The organism is Ferribacterium limneticum (assembly GCF_020510625.1).
Lineage (GTDB): Bacteria > Pseudomonadota > Gammaproteobacteria > Burkholderiales > Rhodocyclaceae > Azonexus > Azonexus limneticus_A.
Genome location: NZ_CP075191.1, coordinates 1,421,231 through 1,444,632, shown reverse-complemented (window position 1 = coordinate 1,444,632; position 23,402 = coordinate 1,421,231). Strand labels below are relative to the sequence as shown.

Sequence of the window (23,402 nt, the reverse complement as noted above, 5' to 3'; positions counted from 1 at the left end):
CCAGAACACGCCACGCCGGGCGCTTTCCGACCTAATCCGAAAGCATGGGCCTCTCAACCCAAATCATTTCGGTAATAGTGCCGGCGCGTGCAATACAAACCGCGACGCCACTCCACCGGTTTATTTCCATAGGTATAAGCCGTTCGCTCAACAAGCAGGAGCGGCTCACCTTTTTGCACCCCAAGCAACTCGGCACTATGGACATCAGCGGCAACCGCCCGCAAACGCTCTTCCGCGTGGATCATTCGTACGCCGAAATCACCCTCGAAAAGGCTGTACAAGGAGCGCTCACCACCACGCAACCCCTCAAGCACCAAGCCATTGAACAGATCGGCAACCAGATAAATCTGATCAAAAACTACTGGCTCACCGTTAAAACGCAGCAAACGCTTGACGTGCAGCACACTGTCACCAGCCTGCAAACCCAGTGCAGCGGCCACCTCGGGCGTTGCAGAGATGGTTTCACAAAAAAATGGGTCGCTGACCGCGTGCGTCGCCTTGCCATCATCCGGCACCAAGCGCAGAAAGCGATAGAACGAGCGCGGATCACTGTGCGTGGCAACAAAGGTACCCTTGCCTTGACGCCGAACCAGCAGGTTCTCGGCAGCCATTTCATCAATCGCCTTGCGCACCGTTCCCTGACTGACATTGAAACGTGCCGCCAACTCTCCCTCGCTGGGAATGGAGTCGCCCGGCCCCCACTCACCCTGCTCCAGACTGCGGATCAAAAAATCCTTTATCTGACGATAGAGCGGACTGAAGGTAGGCGATGACAAACGAGGAGCAGAACGGGAGACGTCACGGGTCATAGGGCCAAATTTCAGCACATTTCAGGCAGACCGTCCACGAAAAGTTGTCTTATATAAGACATATGATGAATTGACACATAAACGCCGAACTTCTAACATCACGAGTCTCTCGCGCCGGCTGACGCAAGGGATAAATTCAAGGCCGGCACCCGAGCAAACTCAAACAATTCAATCACGCAGTTTCATTACAGGAGCGATACATGTCCAAAGCCCCCATGCGCGTAGCTATTACCGGCGCCGCCGGCCAGATCGGTTATAGCCTGCTGTTCCGCATCGCCTCCGGCGAAATGCTCGGCAAAGATCAGCCGGTCATCCTTCAGTTGCTCGATCTGCCGCAAGCTCAGCAAGCCGTGAAGGGCGTGATGATGGAGCTGGAAGACTGCGCCTTCCCGCTGCTCGCCGGCATGGTTGCCACTGATGACCCGAATGTTGCCTTCAAGGATGCCGACGTCTGCTTGCTGGTTGGCGCCCGTCCGCGCACCAAAGGTATGGAACGCGCTGACCTGTTGACCGCCAACGGCGCCATCTTCACCGTTCAGGGCAAGGCCATTGCTGAAAACGCCAACGAGAACGTCAAGGTTCTGGTCGTCGGCAACCCGTGCAACACCAACGCCTTCATCGCTGCCGCTGCCGCCAAGAAGGTTGGCCGCACCAACCCGAACAACTACCACGGCATGCTGCGCCTGGACCACAACCGCGCCCTGTCGCAGTTGGCCAACAAGATCGGCCGCCCGGTTGCTTCCCTGAAGAAGCTGGTCGTCTGGGGCAACCACTCCCCGACGATGTATGCCGATTACCGCAGCACCACCTCCAACGGTGACAGCGTCAAGGCACTGATCAACGATCACGCCTGGAACAACGACACCTTCCTGCCGACCGTCGGCAAGCGCGGCGCCGCCATCATCGAAGCCCGCGGCCTGTCTTCGGCTGCTTCCGCCGCCAACGCTGCCATCGATCACATCCGTGACTGGGTGCTCGGTTCCGACGAATGGGTCACCATGGGTGTTCCTTCTGATGGTTCCTACGGCATCCCAGCCGGCATCGTCTATGGCTTCCCGTGCGAGTGCAAGGGCGGTTCGTTCAAGATCATCCAGGGTCTGGAAATCGACGAGTACAGCCGCGAGAAGATGAACTTCACGCTCAAGGAACTGACCGACGAAGCAGAAGCCGTCAAGGATATGCTGTAAGGCAAGCTGTTAGCTGCTAGTTGTTAGCTTCTAGCAAGCACAGGGGCCGCGGTAAAATACTGCGGCCTTTTTTATTTTTAGCCCCCCTAATAACCTGATCCCGACAACCAAAATGCGCCATCCGAAAGCAGTTCTTTTTGCCGGCGAAAAGCCCTTCCCTGTCCTGCCTGCGGTCGACCATTACGCAGGTTCGGAAAAACTGATGCGCAAGGCGCTTCAGTTGCAAAAGGAGCTTGGCCCAATCTTTGATATCACCTGCGACTGCGAAGATGGTGCTCATGCGGGAGCTGAACGCGAGCACGCAGAAATGGCGGCCGCCGTGATCATGAGCGAGGACAACCTGTTCAACCGGGTTGGCGCGCGTGTCCATGACGTCACTCACCCCCATTGGCAGCAGGATATGGAAATCCTGGTCAGCCGGGCTGGAAATCGACTGCCCTTCATCACGCTCCCCAAGCCCTGTAGCGCCGGCGATGTTCTGGTGCAAATCGAAACACTCCGCGAAATCGAGCGAAAGTTTGGTATCGACCACCGGATTCCCGTTCATGTGCTGATCGAAACCCATGGTGCGCTGCGTGAAGTCTGGGAAATCGCCGCCCAGCCCGGTGTCGAAAGCCTGGATTTTGGCTTGATGGACTTTGTTTCAGGGCATCACGGCGCCATCCCCGGCAACGCGATGAGAAGTCCCGGGCAATTTGATCACCCGCTGGTCGCCCGTGCCAAGTGTGAAATCAGCGCCGCCGCACTGGCTAACGGCATTGTTCCGGCACATAACGTGACGACCGAACTGAAAAACATCGAGTACATCCGCAATGATGCGCTGCGTGCGCGAAATGAGTTTGGCTTCCTGCGTATGTGGAGCATTCATCCGAATCAGATCTTGCCCATCGTCGAAGCCATGCGCCCAGACTTCTCCGAAGTGCAGGCGGCCGCCGAGATCCTGATCGCCGCTCAGGACAAGGACTGGGGCCCGATTCAGCATGAAGGCAAACTGCACGATCGAGCCTCCTACCGCTACTACTGGGAACTTCTCGATCGTGCTCACATAACAGGCATGGGCATCCCGGCTACAGCCCAGCAGCGCTTCTTTGCCTGAAGAACTGCCCATTCTCTTTCGCGACGAGCACATCGTCGTCATCGACAAGCCTTCCGGCTTGCTTGTGCATCGTTCCGAAATCGACCGCCACGAAACGCGCTTCGCCATCCAGATCCTGCGTGATCAGATCGGCCAGCGCGTCTGGCCAGCGCACCGACTAGACCGCGGCACCTCCGGCGTATTGCTTTTCGGGCTGAGCCCAGCCATGGCCAGCCAGCTTGGGCGGCAATTCGAACAAGGCACAGTGGACAAACGTTACTGGGCAGTTGTCCGTGGCCACCCGCCAGCATCTGGCAGCATCGACCATCCACTCACTCGCCAGCGCGACCCTTACGAATTCAAGGGGGAGCAGTGCAGTACCGAGGCACAGCCGGCACTGACCCATTTCCGGAAACTGGCCGAGATCGAGCTACCAGTCGAAATCGACTGTTACCCGAGCAGCCGTTACGCCCTTCTGGAACTGGAGCCGGTAACCGGACGCCGTCACCAGATCAGACGCCATTTAAAGCATCTTGCCCACCCGATCATTGGCGATGCCACCTATGGCAAGGGGCGTCACAACCGTTACTTTGCTGAGCAACTCGGTAGTCACCGATTGCTGCTGGCCTGCGTCGGGATGTCGTTCAACCACCCTGTCAGCGGGCAGCGACTGGATGTAAAAACGCCAGTGTCCGGCGAGTTCGCCGCCACACTGGCGCGCTTTGGCTGGCCTGGCGGCTAGTAGCCGATCGACGCCTCAAGCTCTTCAAGATGTTTCATTTCGCGCTCAAGGTCGACCATGTCCTGACCCAGCGCATCCCGGGCGGACACCATGCCAAGCGGTGCCCCGCTGGGATCGACCACCGGCACATGGCGGAAGCCGCCCTCGGCCATCATGTAGAGCGCGTAGGAAAGGGGCTTGTCAGCACCTATCGTCTGCGGATCCCGGACCATCACCTGATCCAGAGTCGTCGCATCAGGATCAAGGGCGGCTGAAAGAATCTTGTTCAGGGCATCGCGCTCGGTAAATATCCCGGCAATCCGGCCATTCTCGACGACCAGCAAGGCACCGATTTTCTTTTCCGTCATCAGGCGACAGGCTGAACGTACGCTCATTGTCTCGCTGGCCGTAACCAGCGCACGACCATCGAGCAGATTTCTGATCATTCTTCTGGGCATTTTTGTCTCCTTCGTTATATGAACATGTAACGCGCTTCCCACCAGCTTGGAAACCGTCACAAGGACGGAGATTACCCTGCCTTTATGACGATTATCGCAATGGCTATGAAGATGATGACAATGCCGATCAGCTCAACGTTCAATGGAAACTCAAAAATTCTCAGGGGGTCAGTTCGTAAACGACACGAACCCGGGCATCGGCCTTGGACAGTTCAACAAAGCCGATACCGCCAGGATGAGACACCACCCATTTCAAAACCTCCTCTGGCGACCCAACCTTGGTCGGCGGCTGCATTCGTCCAGAGAACACCTGTCTCGACCAGTAGGCGTTGATTTCGGAGAGATCCTTGCCGAGCAACGCATTGTAGAAACGTGCCCGATCCGGATGGGAGTCCGACATATCAACGGGCTGCGCCTCGATACCGTTAAAAAACTGCCTGGTACGCCCAAAAAAGAGATTGACCACCTCGTTGCGCGTCATTGCCGCAACGCCACAGCGAGCATTGACGACGACGACAAGCTCGGCATGAACCTCTGCCGCCGGCTGGATCAGCAGCCAGGACATCAGACACAGGAGAAGGAGGCGACGAACTGGCATCTGCTTAGAAGACGAAATCCACCGTCAGGGAATAAATATCCATCTTGCCGGACCAGCGACCATTCGACGGATCATTGCGGTACGGAAAAATCGATGTCGGATCTCCACGCACACCATCCCACTGCGCCTTGATCGCCACATTGCGTGCCACATCCCAGCGCATGCCAACGATGCTTGTCTTTTGATCCGAATGGGAATCGGCCATCACATGACTGACATAGGGATCCGCGCTTGGGCGCCGGGCTGATCGCACCCAGGAATAGCCAAGATAAGGCGTAACCTCGCGAATTCTGTAACCAGCCAGCACATAGCCACCATTTGAATTTTCGAGAGCGTTATTACCCTGCTCAATGTAATTCAGCATCAACTGAAGCTGCAACGGCCCTTGGTCATAGACCACGCCCAAAGAGTAGTAGTCAGTACGCTTGTCTTTCATCGAGAGGTATTCAGCCGATGCAGCAGGCACCAAACCGCCAATCGGCAAATCATTCTTGAAAGTGATATTGGCGTAGCTGGCGCGGATCAGCCACGACGAAATCTGGTACTCAACAAAGGCCCCGAGCATCGGCGACCCCTTGATTTCCCATTGCCGGTCAGCCAATGGAATTTGGCCGTTGGAATTGCCGTAGAAGACCTTGAGGCGCAGCAAGTCGTCATCAACAGGCCGTGTATATGCAACGTCTGCCCCGTGAATACTGTAAAAGGGCAAATACCAGAAGTAATCACCGGGTGGCCGCACGGTCAGGAAGGAATATCCCACCCAGCGGGAATCAGCCATCATGAAGAACTCAGTCCCGAGGCGCCCGGCGCGCAAACTCAGATTTGGCGTCGGATCGTACTTGACGTAGGCCCAGGCGATCTCCGGGTTGTACGTCTTGTCATAGCGATAACGGATTGTGGACTGAACTACCGCCTCAAGCTGTTTGTTGATATGCCAGGCGCCCTGAAGGCCCAGTACGCTATCTACCCGCCCGTCCCAAGCCTTCTTGATACCGCTCGGTTGCGACAAGTCGCGAACAAATTCCAGATCATTGGTCGTCGTTCTGGCCACCCCCAGCGTACCAAATCCCTGCAAGCTGAAGGCCTGCTCCGGATCAGCCCAAGCCGACGCAACAGCAAGCTGTGCGAGGGCACAGCCGACCGTCAGGAATCCGAACAAACGTAGCGCGTTTGTCAGGCGCAAGACTTTGGCGACGAGCATGTCTTTTTTGAGCGAGATAGTCAGCAGATGTGCAGCGTTAACCAAAAACGCACGAGTAGCTTCGTGCGTTTCTGGTTCAGCCAGCTTGCAGTTCAGGCAAGGCGATTTTCTGTTCCGTACTGAACTGATAGTCCTTGAAAATATGCTCGGCCGACAGCACCTGATAGCTGCCATCTTCAAGGCGACGCGTGGTGTCCTTCAGGCGATAGGTCAAGTGCCCGCAGGTCCAGATATCGAAGTTGCGCATATGAGTGCACAGACAGGTCTTGTCCATGACCGTTACCTTGCGCGCTTCGGGATGCGCGACAACTTCGCGATTGTAGGCCGTCACATAGGAACACTTGCCGTTGGCGTCGAGCAGGTAGCCATAGGCTTCGCAGTTCGGGCGAATGCCGGAACCGATGCCTGGGCTGCCCTTGATCATTCGCATCGGATAGCCGGTCGGTGAGATCTGGTTGACCTCGATGTCGTCTTCGCTGGCCTTGAAGTATTCCTGCTTGACGGCAGTCGGCAGGCCGCACTCTTCCGCGACGGTAAACCGGGTTGCCACCTGGACAGCTGCTGCGCCAGCCTCAAGGAAAGCGCTCGCATCGGAACCGGTGAAGATGCCGCCAGCCGGAATGACCGGAATATCCAGATTTTCGTTTTTCAGGTACTGGATGACTTCAGCGACGATAGTCGCCAGATCATACTGCGCCCAGTCCATGCCAAAACCGAGGTGCCCGCCAGCCAGCGGACCTTCGACCACGATGTAATCAGGCAGGCGCCCGGTACGGAAATTCTTTTTCAGGAAAAGTTGCAGGGCGCGCACCGAGGAAACAATGATGCCCAACTGCACATCACGGAAACGCGGGTGATCCTCGATCAGCGCAAATGACCCCAGGTGCAGGCCGGCAGCCAGCGTGATCCCTTCGATACCGGCGTCCATCGCCGCGGTCATGCGAACCTTGAGCGTCTCTTTCGGCGCGTTCATGGTCAGCTTTTCCATGCAGTTGATGAAGATCATGCCGTCGCCCTTCTTGCGCGACATGGATCCTTCGACGTGCAATCGGGTAGCTTCTGCCAGCTTGCCGAGATCGAACTGGACCGGTGATTTGTCTTCGCTCTCGACGTTGTATTTGTAGAGCGCGAGCTTTTCCTTGACGAACTTGGTCTTGTAGCGGCGATCCGAGACAGTCTTGATCATTGCGTCGGAAATATGGCCGACACCGCCCAGACGCGCCACCTCGACAGCCAGATCGGCACTCGATATATCGACGCCCATGCCACCGACCATGATCGGTACCAGTTCATGCTTGCCAAGCCGCAAGCGGAAATCATCCACACGCTTCATCATTATCCTTATGGAAACCGGCCGGCATCCCCTCTCGCCCGGCCAAGGTGAGAATTTTACGCCAATGTTAAGACCGATGCTTGACGAGCCGGGGATAAATCAATTTTGTCGGCACCGAGTATCGTTAAACTTGCGACTTAGATACCCCACCCCGGCAACAGGTTCGCCATGCACGTTTCAAATCATCCTCTCTGGCTGGTCGGCTTCCGTCCATTCTTTACCCTGGCCTGCCTGGCCGGCATGTTGCTGCCCGTGCTCTGGGCGCTGATATTCAGCGGCCACCTGCCGGCGCCGGAATCGCCATTCACCTCGGTACAGTGGCACGCCCACGAAATGTTCTTCGGCTTCGGCTGGGCGGTACTCGGCGGCTTCCTGCTGACCTCGACCAAGAACTGGGTCAATATTCGCGGTTATCACGGCCTGGCGTTAATGTGGCTGGCCGCGGCCTGGATCATTGAACGAATCGGCATGAGCTTTGGCGGCACCTGGTCGATGCCGCTTTTTCTGCTGGTTAACAACCTTTTTCTGGGCAGCATCATCGCCATGTTGCTGTGGACATTGATCCGTCATCGCAACCAAGACAGCTACCGCGACAACGCTTTCTTCATGGTCCTGTTACCCGCCTTCCTTGTCGCCAAATACCTGATGCTGGCGGGCGGCGACTTCACGGCCGGCTACAGCATGGCCATCGCGCTTTTCCGGCTGGCCTTTCTGGTCATGCTGGAACGAACGCTGACCGGGTTCATGAAGGCCGCCTTTCAGGCCCAGATTCTGCGCCACCCGGTGCTGGACATGGCGATCAAGTTGCTCGGCCTGCTGCTCGTCATCGAGTTTGTGCTTCCCCGTGCGCTGACCGCAGCAATTTCGCTACTGCTCGCCACGCTGCTCGCCATCCGCTTTTTCTACTGGAAGCCGCAACTGGCCTTCAGGCGCATCGATGTCGGCATCATGTACGTCGGCTATCTGGCCATCGTTGGCCAACTCTTGATCGAAGCGCTCGGCCATGTGATGAGTTTTGTCTGGGTCGGCTCGGTATCCGTCCATCTCTTCACCTTCGGTGCCATGGGTTGCGTCATTCCAGCCATGATCATCCGGATATCAAAGGGCCACACCGGGCGCAAGGTGGTCTTTGAAGGGCACGATCGCGCCATCCTGTACATCATGCTTGGCGCGTTGATCGTACGGATTGCTGCGCCGCAGATTGCGCCGGCCGGCTATCTGGTCTGGATTTACCTCTCAGCCACCTGCTGGCTGGTCGCATTCGGCCTCCTGGCCTGGCGCACTGTCCCGATGCTGCTGCAGCCGCGCATCGACGGCAGGGAACATTGATTCGTGGGATACTTCGCCCCCCGCCGTCTGTCCGAGTAAGCCATGCACCCCCGCAACAAGAATGCCGAAGGCTACGATTTCGCTGCCCTGGCAGCCACTTCTGCTGCGCTATCCAAGCACATCAAGACGACGCAGGCTGGCACGGCCAGCATCGACTTCGCCAATCCGACTGCCGTCAAGATGCTCAACCGGGCGATCCTGATGCACCACTACGGCGTCAAAGGCTGGGACATTCCGGCCGGCTACCTGTGCCCGCCGATTCCCGGCCGGGCCGATTACATTCACAGCGTCGCCGACCTGCTGGCTACCTGCAACAAGAAAAACATCCCGAGCGGCCCCGGCGTACGCGTGCTCGACATCGGCACCGGCGCCAATCTCGTCTATCCGCTGATCGGCCACGCCGAATACGGCTGGTCCTTCCTCGGCGTCGATATCGACGAAGCGGCGCTGGCCAATGCCGCCACGATCATCGGCAAGAACCCCGAACTCGCCGGCGACATCGAACTGCGTCACCAGACCGTCTGGGAGAACATTTTCACCGGCCTGCTGCGCTCCGGCGAGGTTTTTGACCTGTCGATCTGCAATCCGCCTTTCCATAACTCGCCGGATGACGTTCACGCAGTCAGCCAGCGCAAATGGAACAACCTCAACAAACCGGGCGCCAAACGCGGCGCCGCCGAGCCACGCCTCAACTTCGGCGGCGGCGGTAGCGAACTGTGGTGCAACGGCGGTGAACGCGCCTTCGTCAAACTGATGATCGAGCAAAGCTGCAACATCCCGAAGCGCGTCATGTGGTTCACCAGCCTGCTCTCGCAGGGCGACAACCTGCCGCACATTGAAGCGGCGCTGAAAAAAGCCAAGGTCGTCGAGTCGCGCATCATTCCGATGGCGCAGGGCCAGAAGCAAAGTCGCCTGGTCGCCTGGACCTTCTGCGGCAACGGCGAACGCGAAAAGTGGCGCCGTGAACGGTGGACTGCCGCGCCCTCCTACGCCGTTCCAGCCTTCGCCGAGCAGACTGCTCCGTTGGCGTCCGAAGCAACGCCGACAGTCGACCCCGTATAATTGCCGGTTTTCTGCCTGGAAATTCGCCCGTGTCCGACCGCCTCGCCGTCCTGCCCCAATATCTGATTCCGAAACAGGCGCTGACCGCACTGGCCGGCAAGCTGGCCTCGGCTGAAGCCGGCAGCCTGACGACCAGCGTCATTCGCTGGTTTGTTGGTCGCTACAACGTGAATATGGCGGAAGCGGCCAATCCGGAGATCGCCAGCTACAAGAGCTTCAACGAGTTCTTTACCCGCCCATTGAAGGACGGCGCCCGCTCGCAGGCCGACGCCGATTTCATCTGCCCGGTCGACGGTGCGATCAGCCAGTTTGGTGCTATCGAACGCGACCAGATATTCCAGGCCAAGGGGCACAGTTATTCGACTACGGCGCTGGTCGGCGGTGATCGCCAGCTGGCCGAGCAGTTCGAGAGCGGCAGCTTCGCCACGCTTTACCTCAGCCCGCGCGACTACCACCGTATCCACATGCCCTGCGACGGCAGGCTGACCCGCATGATCTACGTGCCCGGCGCGCTGTTCTCGGTCAATCCGACCACGGCGCGCGGCGTTCCCGGTCTGTTTGCGCGCAACGAGCGCGTGGTCTGTGTTTTCGAATCCGAGTTCGGTCCCTTCGTACTGACGCTGGTCGGTGCCACCATTGTCGGCAGCATGGCCACCGTCTGGCACGGCATGATCAACCCACCCCGCCCCGGTGTGCTCCGCGAATGGCGCTACGATGGTGACAACGCGCCCAGCCTGAAAAAAGGCGATGAAATGGGCCGCTTCCTGCTTGGCTCCACAGTCGTCATGCTTTTCCCGAAAGACAGCCTCGCCTTCAACCCTGAATGGACACCGACCCGCGCCATCCGGATGGGTGAATTGATGGGCAACAAGGCCGCCTGAAGCCGCCCTTCGGTACTTACTGAAAAGCGCCCGGCGCCAACGCGCTGCTTGGTCGCATCGAGCGACTGCCCACCGGAAAACGGAATTCTGCATCGGGCAGCAGTTCAGTACCCCTTGCCTGGCCAGGCGGTCGGACCGCGCCACGCAGCGGTGACAGATTGGTCAGTCGCAGGGGAACGCCATTGGATTCGATCAAATCTCCCCTTGCCATCAAGCGGTTGCCATCAAACCGCCCCTGTGCCGGCTTGAACAGATCACCAATGCCGACCATCAGATTGTTGAGCAGCCAGACCTCGAGATCGCCCCCGATTTTGTCGATGCGTACATTGACGAAATTGCCGGCCGGCGCATCGTTGATCAGCGTATTGTGGGCCACATACAAAGCATTATCAGACCAGCGCGGCCCCTCGGCGCCATAGGCGACGATGCTCGGATTATCGGTGCCGGCACTCTGGCCGATGGTATTGCCGATCACGTAGGCAAGGCCACCATTCGGAAACTCCAGTTCGTAGGAGGCCTTGCCACCAGCGCCATCGACCAGCATGTTGTAAAGAATATGGTTTTCGCGGGCCCGTGATTTGACCAGGTGTCCGAGGTAGCCATTACGAAACCGGCTGCCACGCAGCACGAACTTGCCAATCCCCCCGACGTACAGCAGATGGTGCAGATCCCCCTTGTGGCGCGGCGCATCGCCGAACTCACTATCGATGACCTCCAGACTCAGTTCTGGAAAATTGGCCGTCAGGATGCCCATTTCATTGTCGAAAAAGGCGCAGGATCGGATGCTCAGACTCCCTTTCTCGAAGCGGATGCCCGCCCCGTTCAGGCTGGCCACCCGGGCACCGCGAAATTCAATATTCTCGATTGCCACCTTGCCGCCACGCACAACCCAGATTGCCTTGCCCTCGGCGCTCAGGCCATCCGCCAGCATGACCGGACGCTCACCGACCCCACGAATCAGCAGATTATTCTGTGTCCAGACAACCGGCTGACCTCGGTAATCGCCTGACCGTATCTCGATCACCTCACCATCCTTGGCGAGCCGGGCCGCCTCGGTAATTGTGGTCAGTTTTTCACCGGGACCGACAATCATCGTCGCTACCGCTTCAGCCGAACGCACGAACCTTTTCTCTTCGGCAACCGCCCTCAATTTGCCATCCGGCGTACGGCGTATTTCACCAAGGTAGTCGGGGCTAGGCGGCAGTTTGTCAGGAAGCTGAGCACACACCCAAGCGGCCTGCACAAGCAGCACAGAGGCAATGCCCAGCATACGAATACGGCCGAAAAAATGGTTGGGGGTCATTGGCATCTCCAGGCTGACAGGCGCCAAAGCGGCCCCTACTCACCGGAACGGCAAATTGCTGAAACCGGTGCCTGCCCATGAAACGGCAGCAGTGATGCGTTTGTCAACTGAACTGTCCGTGGCAATATTCGCCTTCCGGAAAAACTGGCGAAGACCTGCTCCTCCGGCTCGCCATCCTTATGCATCGCCCTTTCGCCCCTGCCAGGAGATCACCCATGCCCAGCCCCGTTTCATCACGTGTTGATGGATTTTTCCGCCGCCTCCTCCTTGCCGCCGCACTGGCAATAGCCTCGAGTTTTGCCTGCGCCGAAGCTCCGCAGCAAAAAACGCAAGTTCCCGGCTACTACCGCATGATGCTCGGCAGTTTTGAAGTCACCGCGCTCTACGACGGCGCCATTGATCTTGACGAGAAATTGCTGAAAAACATCCAGCAGCGCGACATCCAGCGCCTGCTGGCCCGTGAGTTCCTCAAGGGGCCGAAGGTTCAAACCGCCGTCAACGCCTATCTGATCAACACCGGCAGCAAGCTGGTACTGGTCGATGCCGGTGCCGCCAAGCTGTTCGGGCCTGGCCTGGGCAATATTGTCGATAACCTGAAAGCCGCCGGCTATGCACCGGAACAGGTCGACACCGTGCTCATCACCCACCTTCACGGCGACCACGTCAATGGCCTGGTCACACCGGAAGGCAAGGCTGTTTTCGCCAATGCCGAAATCTGGTCCGCCAAGGCTGACAATGATTTCTGGCTGAGCGAGGAAATCGCCGCCAAGGCGCCGAAGGACTTCCAGCCCTTCTTCAAGATGTCACGCGACGCCGCCGCCCCCTACCTTGCCAGCGGCAAGTGGAAGACCTTCGACAGCGACCGTGAACTGCTGGCGGGCATTTCCAGCGTCGACACGCACGGCCACACCCCCGGCCATGCCAGCTACCTGTTCCAGAGCGGTGACCAGCGCCTGCTGATCCTCGGCGATCTGGTGCACAACCATGCGGTCCAATTCGCTCGTCCGGAAGTCGCCTTTGAATACGACAACGACCCGAAACAAGCCGTCATCGCCCGCAAACGTGTCTTTCACCAGGCTGCTCGCGAAAAGCTGATGGTCGCCGGGATGCACCTGCCCTTCCCGGGCATCGGCCACGTCCGCAAGGAGCCGAAGGGCTACGCCTGGGTGCCGGCCGAATTTGCACCGCTGGCCAAATAGCATGCAAATCTGGGTCGATGCCGACGCCTGCCCTGGCGTCATCAAGGAAATCATCTTTCGCGCCGCCGAGCGTCGGCAGATCCAGACCATCCTGGTTGCTAACCAGATGCTGCGCACACCGCCGTCGAAGTTCATCCGCGCCATCCAGGTGCCGAGCGGCTTCGATGTCGCCGATGCCCACATCGTCGATCAGCTAACGGCCGGCGATCTCGTCGTCACCGCCGACATCCCGCTCGCCTCGCTGGTCATAGCACGCGGCGCCCACGCCCTGAATCCACGCGGCGAGATGTACACCACCGCCAACATTCAGGAACGCCTGACCATGCGCAACTTCATGGAAGATCTGCGTAGTGCCGGCGTTCAAACTGGCGGCCCCAATGCCTTCAGTCAGGCCGACCGACAGGCCTTTGCTAACCAACTGGATAGCTTTCTGGCCAAAATCCCGGTTGCCTGAAACCCCGGAAATTTTCGGTTCGCCCGATGATCATTGGGCTCATTGAAATTCAAAAAGTATCGGCCTTGGCACTGAGGAAGCACCAATTCATAGCTTCGGCAAGGTCTGATTTCGCCCGGCCGCCTTGGCCGCATAGAGCAGCTTGTCGGCCCGCTGAAGCAGTTCCTGGACGGTTTCGCCAGGTACGTGCTGCGTTACACCGAAGCTCGCCGTCACCGTCAAGGTCGGAACCAGCATCACCATGCTTGGAGAGAGGGCCAGACGCAGGCGCTCGGCAGTCGCAACTGCGGCAGGCAGCGAGGTTTCCGGAAGAACGATGACGAACTCCTCGCCACCGTAGCGCGCCACCCAGTCGATATGTCCTCGCAATTCCCGACGGAAGCACTCGGCAGTTTCCTGAAGAACCTGATCGCCGAGCAGATGCCCGCAAGTGTCATTAATCTGTTTGAAGTGATCGATATCGCAGAAAATCACCGCCAGAGAGCGCTGATAGCGGACCGCCCGATCAAGTTCCTGCTGAATTCTCTCGTTGAAGAGGCGACGGTTGAAGCAACCGGTCAAGGGGTCAATCGTCGACAATCGATGGATGGACGCCAGTGCCGCTTCCAGTTCGGCGGTTCGCTGGGCGACCTGTTCGTCCAGGTTCGCGATGTGGCTGTTGATCCCGGACTGCAGCACGGAAAAACCTTCGACAACCAGATCAATCTCATCCCGACCATGTCCAGGCGAACGCGCCAATTCCAGCGGAATCGTCAGACGATTTGGGGTCAGTTCGCTGGCGAACTGCGCGACCTGGCGCAATGGACGTTCAAGATCGCGCTTCAGCAGGTAGGCAATCAGTATGCAGATCAGCAGCGTCAGCACCCCATAACCTAGCGAAGCGACACCGAGCGTGTAAATAAGCTCTCGGTAAAACGCAGCGGGGTTCTCGAATATCTCCAGATTGCCGATTACGCCAACCGGCCGGGCTGGCGGCGGAATATCAAAGCGCCGGGGCTGATTCTTCGCCAGTCCTTTGTCTCCGGCCGAAAAAACCTGCCCCGTGGTCACCGTCAGACTGACGTAGCCTATCTCCGGCCGGGCAGCGATCACTTCGAGCTGCCTTCGAATCGCTTCAGGCTCAATGTCCCAGATGCTGACCGATAACAGCGGCACATTGGTCTGGCCGATCTCCCGAACGGCCAACTCGAAGCGATCCTGTACATGAATGTAGGAGTAAGCCGCCTGGATAGACCCAATGGCCAGGGCGCACAAGGTTGCCCACAAAAATACCGTGCGGATCAGGGTCGTGGCGATCGGTCGAAACAGGGACGGGCTCACACGAATCCTTGCCCTTAATCCAGCAGCTGCCGGAAATTGAAATCGTAACGTTTCAACTTCGGATTCAGCACCTTGCTGAAGCGGCGAAAATTCACCTGATCAAAGCGCAACTGACCAAAACGCGCCACAAAACGATCCGCATCTTTCTGGGTAAACAGCGCGAACATAGACTGATTCAGCTCGACACCCTCGGCCTCTGCAAAGTCCCGGCCATGATCGTAGTCATAAAGCATGACCAGCGACCAGGCCCCGCAAATGAAATGTCCGCCAGCCAGCGCCGCCAGGCGGCCGGACTTGAGGGTAGCCATCGCTTCGGGAGACGCATTCACTGCACTGAACCAGGCATCCTTACCCGGCTTGCCGCCGCGTTTCTCCCATATCTGCATGGCGCCAAAAGCCATCTGGTCATTTCCCGCCCAAACCAGCCTGGCCAGCGGATAGCGCTGAAACAGCCATTCACTCTGTTCGGCCGCCTTGGCCATGTTCCAGCCGGAGAAAATCTCCTGGTCGAGCACGACATCACCGGCCTCGGCCACCGCCCGGCGCATTCCCTCGCCCCGCCGATTCGAGGTCGGCGTCGATCGATCTCCGCTGATCGCCAACAGGTGCAAGCGGCCATCAGGCGCCTGAGCTTGAGCCCGGCGCCCCTGCTCGATCAGTGCCTTGGCGGTGAGATAACCCGCGTCCTGAGCCCGCGGTTCGAGAGAGCCCAGCCACCCCTTGAAATGTTCCCGTGGCCGACCGGTCACCGCTCGCTCGACTGCCTCGGAAATGCCGCTGAAGGCCAGAAAAGTCTTGATCCCGGCAGCGTCGAACAGCCGCAACAACTCCGGCCCGGTCGCATAATCATTGGTGATCACCACGTAATCCGGTCGGTCCGCAACGGGACGGGCAACGATCTGGCGGGCAAACTCGAACACCTTGGGATGCTGCCGCTCAGCGTAATAGACTTCGAAGCGTATATCGAGGTCTTGCGCTGCCGCTTCCATTGCTTTGGTGACTGTCAGCCAGTACGTCTCATCCGGTTTTCCCGGATTGATGAAAGCCACCGACATGGCCCAAACCAGATTCGGGAGAACCAGCAACAGCAGGACAAGGACACCGGCAAGACGTTTCATCAGACTCACATGGACGGCGGGGCAGGAAGTCTAGCGCAGATGGGGGGCTACGCAACAGAAAACACCGCCTAAGTTGGCGCCACAAAATGCCTGCAAAAGGCAGAGTACGACAAGCACGAAATAAAAACCCTCGCCGGTTTCCCGACGAGGGTTCTTGCTGACATCGAAGCTCTAGAAGCGCCGATGTTCGCGAATTACATCTCGACCGTAGCCGCCTGTTCCACAAACTCAGGAATCTGGTCGAAGTTCATGTAGCGGTAGACTTCGGCCGCCTTGGCGTTGACCAGCTTGATCTGCTCCATGTACTCCGGAACCGTCACGATGCGGCCGGCCAGGGCGCACATGGCGGCCAGTTCGGCGGAACCGAGGTAGACCTGGGTGTCGATGCCGAGGCGGTTCGGGAAGTTGCGGGTGGAGGTGGAGATCGCCGTCGAGCCCTTGCGGATCTGTGCCTGATTGCCCATGCACAGCGAGCAGCCCGGCATTTCCATGCGCGCACCGGACTTGCCGAGGACGCCGTAGTAGCCTTCTTCGGTCAGAATCAGCGCATCCATCTTGGTCGGCGGGGCAATCCACAGGCGGGTCGGGATGTCCGACTTGCCTTCGAGGACCTTGCCGGCGGCACGGAAGTGGCCGATGTTGGTCATGCAGGAACCGATGAAGACTTCGTCGATCTTGGCGCCGGCGACTTCGGACAGGATCTTGACGTCGTCCGGATCGTTCGGGCAGGCCAGGATCGGCTCGGTGACTTCGGCCAGATCAATTTCGATGACAGCGGCGTACTGGGCGTTGGCGTCAGCCTTGAGCAACGTGCCGTTGGCGATCCAGTCTTCCATGGCGTTGATGCGGCGCTTCAGGGTGCGGGCATCCTGGTAGCCTTCGGCGATCATCCACTTCATCAGGGTGATGTTCGAACGCATGTACTCGACCATCGGTTCCTTGTTCAGGGCGACGGCACAGGCGGCAGCGGAACGCTCGGCAGCAGCATCGGACAGTTCGAAAGCCTGTTCGACCTTGAGGTTCGGCAGACCTTCGATTTCGAGGATGCGGCCGGAGAAGACGTTCTTCTTGCCCTTCTTCTCGACGGTCAGCAGGCCAGCCTTGATGGCGTACAGCGGAATGGCGTTGACCAGGTCACGCAGCGTGATGCCCGGCTGCATTTCGCCCTTGAAGCGGACCAGCACCGATTCCGGCATGTCCAGCGGCATGACGCCGGTGGCGGCGGCGAAGGCGACCAGGCCGGAACCGGCCGGGAAGGAGATGCCGATCGGGAAACGGGTGTGCGAGTCGCCGCCGGTACCAACGGTATCCGGCAGCAGCAGGCGGTTCAGCCAGGAATGGATGACGCCGTCGCCCGGACGCAGCGCAACGCCACCGCGGGTGCTGATGAAGGACGGCAGTTCGCGGTGCATCTTGACGTCAACCAGCTTCGGATAGGCGGCGGTGTGGCAGAAGGACTGCATGACCAGATCGGCGGAGAAGCCGAGGCAGGCCAGGTCTTTCAGTTCGTCGCGCGTCATCGGGCCGGTGGTGTCTTGCGAACCGACGGTGGTCATCTTCGGCTCACAGTAGGTGCCGGGCAGGATGCCGGTCACGCCGCAGGCCTTGCCGACCATCTTCTGGGCCAGCGAGTAGCCCTTGCCGTCGTCGGCCGGGTTTTGCGGCAGGCGGAACAGCGTGGATTGCGGCAGGCCGAGGAATTCACGGGCCTTGGTGGTCAGGCCGCGACCGATGATCAGGGGGATACGGCCGCCGGCACGGACTTCGTCCATGATCACGGCGGTCTTCAGCTGCGATTCAGCGATGACGGTGCCGTTCTTCAATGCGGTGACCTTGGCGGTGGCGGCATCGACACGCAGTTCGATCTCGTCGCCCATGTCCATCTGGCCGCAATCGAGTTCGATCGGCAGGGCGCCAGCATCTTCCATCGTGTTGAAGAAGATCGGAGCGATCTTGGAACCGAGGCAGACGCCACCGAAACGCTTGTTCGGGACGAACGGAATATCTTCACCGGTGAACCACAGCACAGAGTTGGTGGCGGACTTGCGGGAAGAACCGGTACCAACCACGTCACCGACGTAGGCGATCAGGTTGCCCTTGGCAGCCAGCTTTTCCAGTTGCTTGAGCGGACCACGGGTGCCCGGCTCGTCGGCTTCGATACCCGGACGCGGGTTCTTCAGCATGGCCAGGGCGTGCAGCGGGATGTCAGGACGCGACCAGGCATCCGGTGCCGGCGACAGGTCGTCGGTGTTGGTTTCGCCAGTAACCTTGAAGACGGTCAGCTTTTGCGAGGCCGGGACTTCCGGACGCGAGGTGAACCACTCGCCGTCGGCCCAGGATTGCATCACGGACTTGGCGTTGGGATTGCCAGCCTTGGCCAGTTCGGCGACATCGTGGAAGAAGTCGAAAACCAGCAGGGTCTTCTTCAGGCCTTCGGCGGCAACGCTACCGCAGGTGGCGCAGCCGAGCAGATCGATCAGCGGCTTAACGTTGTAACCGCCGAGCATGGTGCCGAGCAGTTCGGTGGCTTTTTCCTTGGAAATCAGGGCGCAGGCTTCTTCGCCCTTGGCAACCTTGGCCAGGAATTCGGCCTTGACCTTGGCGGCATCATCGACGCCGGCCGGAACGCGGTAAGTGATCAGCTCGACCAGAGCGGCTTCTTCGCCAGCGGGGGGATTTTTCAGCAGGGCCACCAGTTCGGTGGTCTGTTGCTTGGACAGGGGCAGCGGCGGGATACCGAGGGCTGCACGCTCTGCTACGTGGGCGCGATAGGCTTCAAGCACGGCGACTTCCTTTCGTAAAGGGTTGCTCTGGGAAACGAATATTTTACGACAACGGCGACGGCTTGTTGGTTCGAAAAACACCGGCTCGCCACCGTGACTTGCGGGTCTTATATATTTTATATGTTATATCACCTGAATGACTAGAGCTGTTGCTGCAAAGCACAAAGCAAAAACCGACAGTTGCACAAAACTTAGGCAACACAGAAAAGCACATTTCCCGGCAATAACTTCCATGCGTTATCCGAAGATTCTCAACAGACTTACGCGACCGTAATGGGAACAAGCAAACAAACGGCAATAAGCTCAAAAATCGATGTCACATAATTCATTTCTGGCATTTTTATTGCTTAAAAATGGCGATATTGTGAATAACACTAGCTATTTTCCTGTAAGATCAGCGCGTCAAGCCCCATAAAATCAAGCACGTACCACGGAGAATCTTGTGTTTAATAAACTGTCACTCAAAGGGCGACTCTGGTTGCTCGGTATCGTCAGTGCCTTGAGCGTTGGAATTCTGGCGCTTTCATCCATCTGGTTTGCGTTCAGCAGCGAAAAGCTGCTGCACGATTTTGTCGATAACCGGATCGCCGTGCGGCATTCAGCGGTCACCGCCTACGCCAACGGCCTGCAAAAAGGCCAGGCTCTGCGCAACGTCCTGCTCGACCCGAGCAACAAGAAGGGTTACGACAACTTTGCCAAGGCCGATGAGCTATTCAAGTCCGAATCCGGCAAGCTGATCCAGCTAATTTCCACCGCCACCGGCGCATCGGGCAAGGCCGACAAAATGAAGAGTGAGATCGAAACCTGGCTACCATTGCAAGCCCAGATCATCGATCTGATCAAGGCCGGCAACCGTGAAGAGGCTCAGGCCCTGCTGGTCAGCAAGGAAACGCCAGCCTGGCGCGCCGTCCGCGAAAACCTGCTTGACTTGGTCAAAACCTCTGAAGAGGCTGCAACCAGGGATCGGACCGAACTTCTCGACGGACTGAACAAATCACGCACCTTCGCCATTGTTCTCAGCGTAGCCAGTCTCTTGCTGGTTGCCTTGATGACGGCACTGGTCGGACGTGGCATTTTCCGCCAGGTGGGTGGCGAACCAAGTTATGCGGCGGCAATGCTGCAGCGTTTCGCAGAGGGCGACCTGAGCGAGGTACCGAATGTTCAACCGGGCGACCAGAACAGCATTCTGGCCGCCATGCGCAGCATGCAGGCGCAGATTCATCAACTCATTTCGCAAACGGTCTCGAACGCAGACACAGTGGTCACCGAGAGCGAAGCCATGAGCGCTGACGCGACCCGCCTTGCACAGACAGCCGAGGAACAAAGCGCCGCCACGTCGGCGATCGCTGCCGCGGTTGAGGAGCTGACCGTCAGCATCAGTGCCATGTCACAGAACGCCAACGAGGCCGGCGACCTTTCCGAACGTTCTGAAAAGCAGGCGCACGAAAGCCTGGCGGTTGTAGGTCAGGCGACAACACTCATTCAGCAGGTTGCCTCCGGCATGTCCGATGCGGCGACGACGATGGAGGAACTCTCCGGCAAGGTCACCAACATCACCGGTATCGTGCAGACCATCCGCGAGATTGCCGACCAGACCAATCTCCTCGCCCTCAATGCCGCTATCGAAGCTGCCCGCGCCGGCGAGCAGGGCCGCGGCTTTGCCGTCGTCGCCGACGAGGTCCGCAAGCTGGCGGAATTGACTACCAAATCGACCGAACAGATTTCCAGTATCGTCAGTGGCGTCCGGCAGTCGACCGATACCGCCTTTGCCATGATGAACAAGGCCAAGGAAGGCGCACTCGAAAGCGCCAACCGAACCCAGGATCTGCGTGACGCGGTGAGCACGATGGACGACTCATCGATTCGCGTTGGCAAGGCCGTCGAGCTGATCGCCGAAGCGCTGCGCGAACAAACGGCGGCCAGCACCGACATCGCCCAACGCATCGAGTTGATCGCTCAGGGCATTGACCAGACACATGGGGCATCTACCGAATCAAGCAGGCGCTCGAACATGCTGGTCAGCCTGTCGCACGGCCTTAAGGAAAGCGTCCGCCGCTTCCGCGTCTAAGGCTTGTAGGTACCCGCCTCTGCCGGCAGCTGACCCGGCAGGGGCGGCAAACCGAAACGCTGACGCGCCTTGGTACACGCCGCATGTTCGGTATCGAATTCCCGGCATGGCGATGGCCGGGAATAATAGATCCCACATCCGACGTTTTTCCCGACTTCACCGTTGAGGGCGATGCAACGCGGCGATGCGGCATCGGTACCACACAGACGAACGATGGTTGGCGTGACCGGCACCGTCATTTCAACGGGAACGCCCTGCCCCCAGGCAAAGCGGCCACCCGCCAGTTCGACCGGGTGAAAGTCGACACGAAAGCTGGCGCAGCAGGCGCCGCAGGTCTGGCACACGCTCATCCCAGATTGATCCGGCAACGCCAGAGCTCATGGCTGGAGGCGAGATATTTTTTTTCAAAGGGTGTCATCGGATCATCGGTGGCATACGATTCCGCAGCCACCGGCTGAGCGGCAAGCAGGCTCAGCGCCAGGGCCATTTCCTCGATGTAAATGCGCCAGTTGCTGCGGCATTCCAGTTCGCCGCCCAGTTCGCGCCAGACCGGGAATACGGCATGGCCATGCCAGCGCCGGGCGAGATGGCCGATCTTTGGCCACGGGTTCGGGTAGAGGTTGTAATGCCGGGCCAGACGAACCCCGCTTTCCGCCAGCAGTCGCCAGAAATCAACCAGATCGGCCCGCAGCAGCAGAGCATTGGCTGGCATGGGCAGTGGCTTGCCGCGGCTGATGCGATCTAGCGATTGATCGACACCCAGCACGAAATGATCGGGATAGGTTTCGGCGATGCGCTGCGTGCTCCAGCCGACACCGCAGCCGGCATCGAGAATCAGTGGCGCCTGCGGATTCCAGGCCTCGCGGGCAGCCTGCGCCACGGCCAAGGCGTCGCGGTTGTAATCGGCGATCGGTTTCTGAAACGGATGCGCCATATGCTTCAGCACGAGCGCTTCCAGATCGCGGTGCGGACCGTCCTGGGCGCTGGAAATGAAGCGGGAGTTTCCTTCGTTCAGGCTGTCCATCATGCCGCCAGTTGCTCTTGGGTCACGAGGCCCTCTTCGATCATTGCCGCATCAATGTCGGCCGCCCCCTTTATCGGCCGCAAACGCTGGTATAGCACCTCGGCCTCGGGGTAATTTCGCCGCATCATCGCCAGCCACTGCTTGAGCCGGCCGCCGGCATGCACCGGTACCACTTTCTTGCGCACGCCCAGCCAGTAGGTGGCCACGGAGGGAAGTATTTCCTGCCAACCGCCGGTAGCCTCGCCGCGCACCCGCCGGGCCAACAGCGGGTCGGCCACGGCACCGCGGCCAACCATGATGTCGGCGCAGCCGGTTGCCTGCTGACAATTGCGGAAATCCTCAAGGGTCCACACCTCACCATTGGCAATCAGCGGAATGTGGATGGCGTCGCGAACCTTGTCGATCCACTCCCAGCGTGCCGGCGGACGGTAGCCGTCCGTTTTCGTCCGGCCATGCACGATCAGTTCATTGATGCCGGCGGCTTGCAGCGCCTGGGCGCAATCGATGGCCCGGCTGGTGTCGTCGATGCCAAGACGCATCTTGGCGGTGAAAGGAATGTGGGCCGGCACCACGGCACGCACTGCACTGGTAATTTCATTCAACAGTTCCGGCTCACCGAGCAGGGCCGAACCACCACGATGACGAAACACGGTGGGTGCCGGACAACCAAAATTGATGTCGATACCAGCCGGATTGAGCGTCACCAGCCGGCGAGCGTTTTCAGCCATGAAATGCGGGTCGGAACCGAGCAGTTGCACGCGCATCGGCGTGCCCGTTCGGGTCTTGCCACCATTCAGCAGTTCCGGACAAATCCGCTCGTAGGTCTTGGTTGGCAGAAGCGTGTTGGAAACCCGGACAAACTCGCAAATGCCCCAGTCGTAACCGCCGATGTCGGTTAGCACGCCGCGCAACAAATCGTCGGCGAGCCCTTCCATCGGGGCAAGAAGAATGCGGGACATCGTGTTGCTTTCGAGGCTGTGCTGGAGAGGCGCGCATTATAATCCGCCTCATGCTGCGCTTCGTTCTCGATACCAACGTCGTCCTTGATCTCTTCCACTGGGGCAATACCGATGCCGTGCCGATCATGGCTGCACTGGAGGCCGGACAAATCGAGTGCTTTGCCGATCTGCGAACGCTCGATGAACTGCAACGGGTGCTGACCTATCCGCAGCTCAAGCAGACGCCGGAAATGATCCGTGAGCGCTATGCCCACTACAGCAGCCTAGTCCAAATCGTTCCCGAAGGCGAAGCCCCGCCCCTGCCCCGCTGCAAGGATCGCGACGATCAGAAATTTCTCGAACTTTCCGCCCGCTGCAAGGCCCATGTCCTTGTCAGCAAGGACAAAGCACTACTAAAGTTGCGTGGCCGGACTACACTGGCTTTCCAGATTGTTCTTCCGGCGGTTGCGGCAAAGTTGATTGCCGGTGAGATGGAATAGCCAGGAGAAAAAAGCACTGTTGCACCAAAACTTTATTTGCT

Annotated in this window: 22 protein-coding genes; 10 read left to right on the top strand and 12 right to left on the bottom strand. The window is 58.9% G+C overall.

Features of this window, described 5'->3' with window-relative positions:
- Positions 1-53 precede the first annotated feature (53 nt).
- Positions 54-809 carry a GntR family transcriptional regulator gene (locus KI617_RS06895; RefSeq protein ID WP_226451272.1) on the bottom strand — a complete coding sequence of 252 codons (756 nt, stop codon included), beginning with the start codon at positions 807-809 and terminating at the stop codon, positions 54-56.
- A 200-nt stretch (positions 810-1,009) separates the two neighbouring features.
- On the opposite strand from KI617_RS06895, the gene KI617_RS06890 reads away from it, so the two are divergent.
- The 3 genes from KI617_RS06890 to KI617_RS06880 all read left to right on the top strand — a co-directional run bounded on the left by KI617_RS06890 (position 1,010) and on the right by KI617_RS06880 (position 3,813).
- Positions 1,010-1,996, top strand: a complete 987-nt coding sequence (locus tag KI617_RS06890) for a malate dehydrogenase (RefSeq protein WP_226451271.1) — start codon at positions 1,010-1,012, stop codon at positions 1,994-1,996.
- Between the two features lie 112 nt (positions 1,997-2,108).
- Positions 2,109-3,092, top strand: a complete 984-nt coding sequence (locus KI617_RS06885; protein ID WP_226451270.1) for an HpcH/HpaI aldolase/citrate lyase family protein — start codon at positions 2,109-2,111, stop codon at positions 3,090-3,092.
- On the top strand, positions 3,085-3,813 hold the full coding sequence (locus KI617_RS06880; protein ID WP_226451269.1) for a tRNA pseudouridine(65) synthase TruC: 729 nt from the start codon (positions 3,085-3,087) through the stop codon (positions 3,811-3,813). Before KI617_RS06885 ends, KI617_RS06880 begins: the two co-directional genes overlap by 8 nt.
- Here the strand turns inward: KI617_RS06880 and KI617_RS06875 are convergent.
- The 4 genes from KI617_RS06875 to KI617_RS06860 all read right to left on the bottom strand — a co-directional run bounded on the left by KI617_RS06875 (position 3,810) and on the right by KI617_RS06860 (position 7,382).
- On the bottom strand, positions 3,810-4,250 hold the full coding sequence (locus tag KI617_RS06875; RefSeq protein WP_226451268.1) for a CBS domain-containing protein: 441 nt from the start codon (positions 4,248-4,250) through the stop codon (positions 3,810-3,812). The two genes, KI617_RS06880 and KI617_RS06875, sit on opposite strands and share 4 nt — an antisense overlap.
- A 160-nt stretch (positions 4,251-4,410) precedes the next feature.
- Positions 4,411-4,815, bottom strand: a complete 405-nt coding sequence (locus KI617_RS06870) for a hypothetical protein (RefSeq protein ID WP_226451267.1) — start codon at positions 4,813-4,815, stop codon at positions 4,411-4,413.
- Between the two features lie 37 nt (positions 4,816-4,852).
- Entirely contained in the window at positions 4,853-6,229 is a 1,377-nt protein-coding gene (locus KI617_RS06865) for a hypothetical protein (RefSeq protein WP_226451266.1), read from the bottom strand.
- Positions 6,126-7,382, bottom strand: coding sequence for a nitronate monooxygenase (locus KI617_RS06860; RefSeq protein ID WP_226451852.1), 1,257 nt, complete (start codon positions 7,380-7,382; stop codon positions 6,126-6,128). The genes KI617_RS06865 and KI617_RS06860 overlap by 104 nt, the downstream gene beginning before the upstream one ends.
- 168 nt (positions 7,383-7,550) lie before the next feature.
- Between KI617_RS06860 and KI617_RS06855 the strand changes: the two genes are divergently transcribed.
- The 3 genes from KI617_RS06855 to asd are packed head-to-tail and all read left to right on the top strand — an operon-like array spanning position 7,551 to position 10,654.
- Positions 7,551-8,711: an NnrS family protein gene (locus KI617_RS06855; protein WP_226451265.1), complete on the top strand. Its 1,161-nt coding sequence runs from the start codon at positions 7,551-7,553 to the stop codon at positions 8,709-8,711.
- A gap of 42 nt (positions 8,712-8,753) precedes the next feature.
- Positions 8,754-9,773, top strand: a complete 1,020-nt coding sequence (gene rlmF, locus KI617_RS06850) for a 23S rRNA (adenine(1618)-N(6))-methyltransferase RlmF (protein WP_226451264.1) — start codon at positions 8,754-8,756, stop codon at positions 9,771-9,773.
- A 29-nt stretch (positions 9,774-9,802) separates the two neighbouring features.
- Positions 9,803-10,654 carry an archaetidylserine decarboxylase gene (asd, locus tag KI617_RS06845; RefSeq protein WP_226451263.1) on the top strand — a complete coding sequence of 284 codons (852 nt, stop codon included), beginning with the start codon at positions 9,803-9,805 and terminating at the stop codon, positions 10,652-10,654.
- Positions 10,655-10,670: 16 nt separating this feature from the next.
- On the opposite strand, the gene KI617_RS06840 is transcribed toward asd, so the two are convergent.
- Positions 10,671-11,957: a right-handed parallel beta-helix repeat-containing protein gene (locus KI617_RS06840; RefSeq protein ID WP_226451262.1), complete on the bottom strand. Its 1,287-nt coding sequence runs from the start codon at positions 11,955-11,957 to the stop codon at positions 10,671-10,673.
- Between the two features lie 215 nt (positions 11,958-12,172).
- Between KI617_RS06840 and KI617_RS06835 the strand changes: the two genes are divergently transcribed.
- Positions 12,173-13,156 (top strand): MBL fold metallo-hydrolase, encoded by a 984-nt coding sequence (locus KI617_RS06835; RefSeq protein ID WP_226451261.1) that lies wholly within the window; start codon positions 12,173-12,175, stop codon positions 13,154-13,156.
- Position 13,157: 1 nt separating this feature from the next.
- Positions 13,158-13,610 carry a YaiI/YqxD family protein gene (locus KI617_RS06830; RefSeq protein WP_226451260.1) on the top strand — a complete coding sequence of 151 codons (453 nt, stop codon included), beginning with the start codon at positions 13,158-13,160 and terminating at the stop codon, positions 13,608-13,610.
- 87 nt (positions 13,611-13,697) lie between these two features.
- Here the strand turns inward: KI617_RS06830 and KI617_RS06825 are convergent, their stop codons facing one another.
- From KI617_RS06825 to acnB, 3 genes are all read right to left on the bottom strand, one after another.
- Positions 13,698-14,930: a sensor domain-containing diguanylate cyclase gene (locus tag KI617_RS06825; protein WP_226451259.1), complete on the bottom strand. Its 1,233-nt coding sequence runs from the start codon at positions 14,928-14,930 to the stop codon at positions 13,698-13,700.
- Positions 14,931-14,944: 14 nt separating this feature from the next.
- A complete protein-coding gene (locus KI617_RS06820) occupies positions 14,945-16,048 on the bottom strand; it encodes an ABC transporter substrate-binding protein (RefSeq protein WP_226451258.1) in 1,104 nt (367 codons plus the stop codon).
- 194 nt (positions 16,049-16,242) lie between these two features.
- Entirely contained in the window at positions 16,243-18,831 is a 2,589-nt protein-coding gene (gene acnB / locus KI617_RS06815; RefSeq protein WP_226451257.1) for a bifunctional aconitate hydratase 2/2-methylisocitrate dehydratase, read from the bottom strand.
- A 442-nt stretch (positions 18,832-19,273) separates the two neighbouring features.
- Between acnB and KI617_RS06810 the strand changes: the two genes are divergently transcribed.
- Positions 19,274-20,899, top strand: a complete 1,626-nt coding sequence (locus KI617_RS06810; protein WP_226451256.1) for a methyl-accepting chemotaxis protein — start codon at positions 19,274-19,276, stop codon at positions 20,897-20,899.
- Here the strand turns inward: KI617_RS06810 and KI617_RS06805 are convergent.
- Genes KI617_RS06805 through KI617_RS06795 form a run of 3 tightly spaced genes read right to left on the bottom strand, consistent with a single transcriptional unit; the run spans position 20,896 to position 22,882 of the window.
- Complete coding sequence (locus KI617_RS06805) at positions 20,896-21,249, bottom strand: YkgJ family cysteine cluster protein (protein ID WP_226451255.1); 354 nt, start codon at positions 21,247-21,249, stop codon at positions 20,896-20,898. The genes KI617_RS06810 and KI617_RS06805 overlap by 4 nt on opposite strands.
- Positions 21,246-21,926 (bottom strand): tRNA (guanine(46)-N(7))-methyltransferase TrmB, encoded by a 681-nt coding sequence (trmB, locus tag KI617_RS06800; protein WP_226451254.1) that lies wholly within the window; start codon positions 21,924-21,926, stop codon positions 21,246-21,248. Before trmB ends, KI617_RS06805 begins: the two co-directional genes overlap by 4 nt.
- Positions 21,923-22,882, bottom strand: coding sequence for a tRNA dihydrouridine synthase (locus KI617_RS06795; protein ID WP_226451253.1), 960 nt, complete (start codon positions 22,880-22,882; stop codon positions 21,923-21,925). The genes trmB and KI617_RS06795 overlap by 4 nt, the downstream gene beginning before the upstream one ends.
- Positions 22,883-22,932: 50 nt before the next feature.
- On the opposite strand from KI617_RS06795, the gene KI617_RS06790 reads away from it, so the two are divergent.
- Positions 22,933-23,361: a putative toxin-antitoxin system toxin component, PIN family gene (locus KI617_RS06790; RefSeq protein WP_226451252.1), complete on the top strand. Its 429-nt coding sequence runs from the start codon at positions 22,933-22,935 to the stop codon at positions 23,359-23,361.
- The last annotated feature ends 41 nt before the right edge of the window (positions 23,362-23,402 follow it).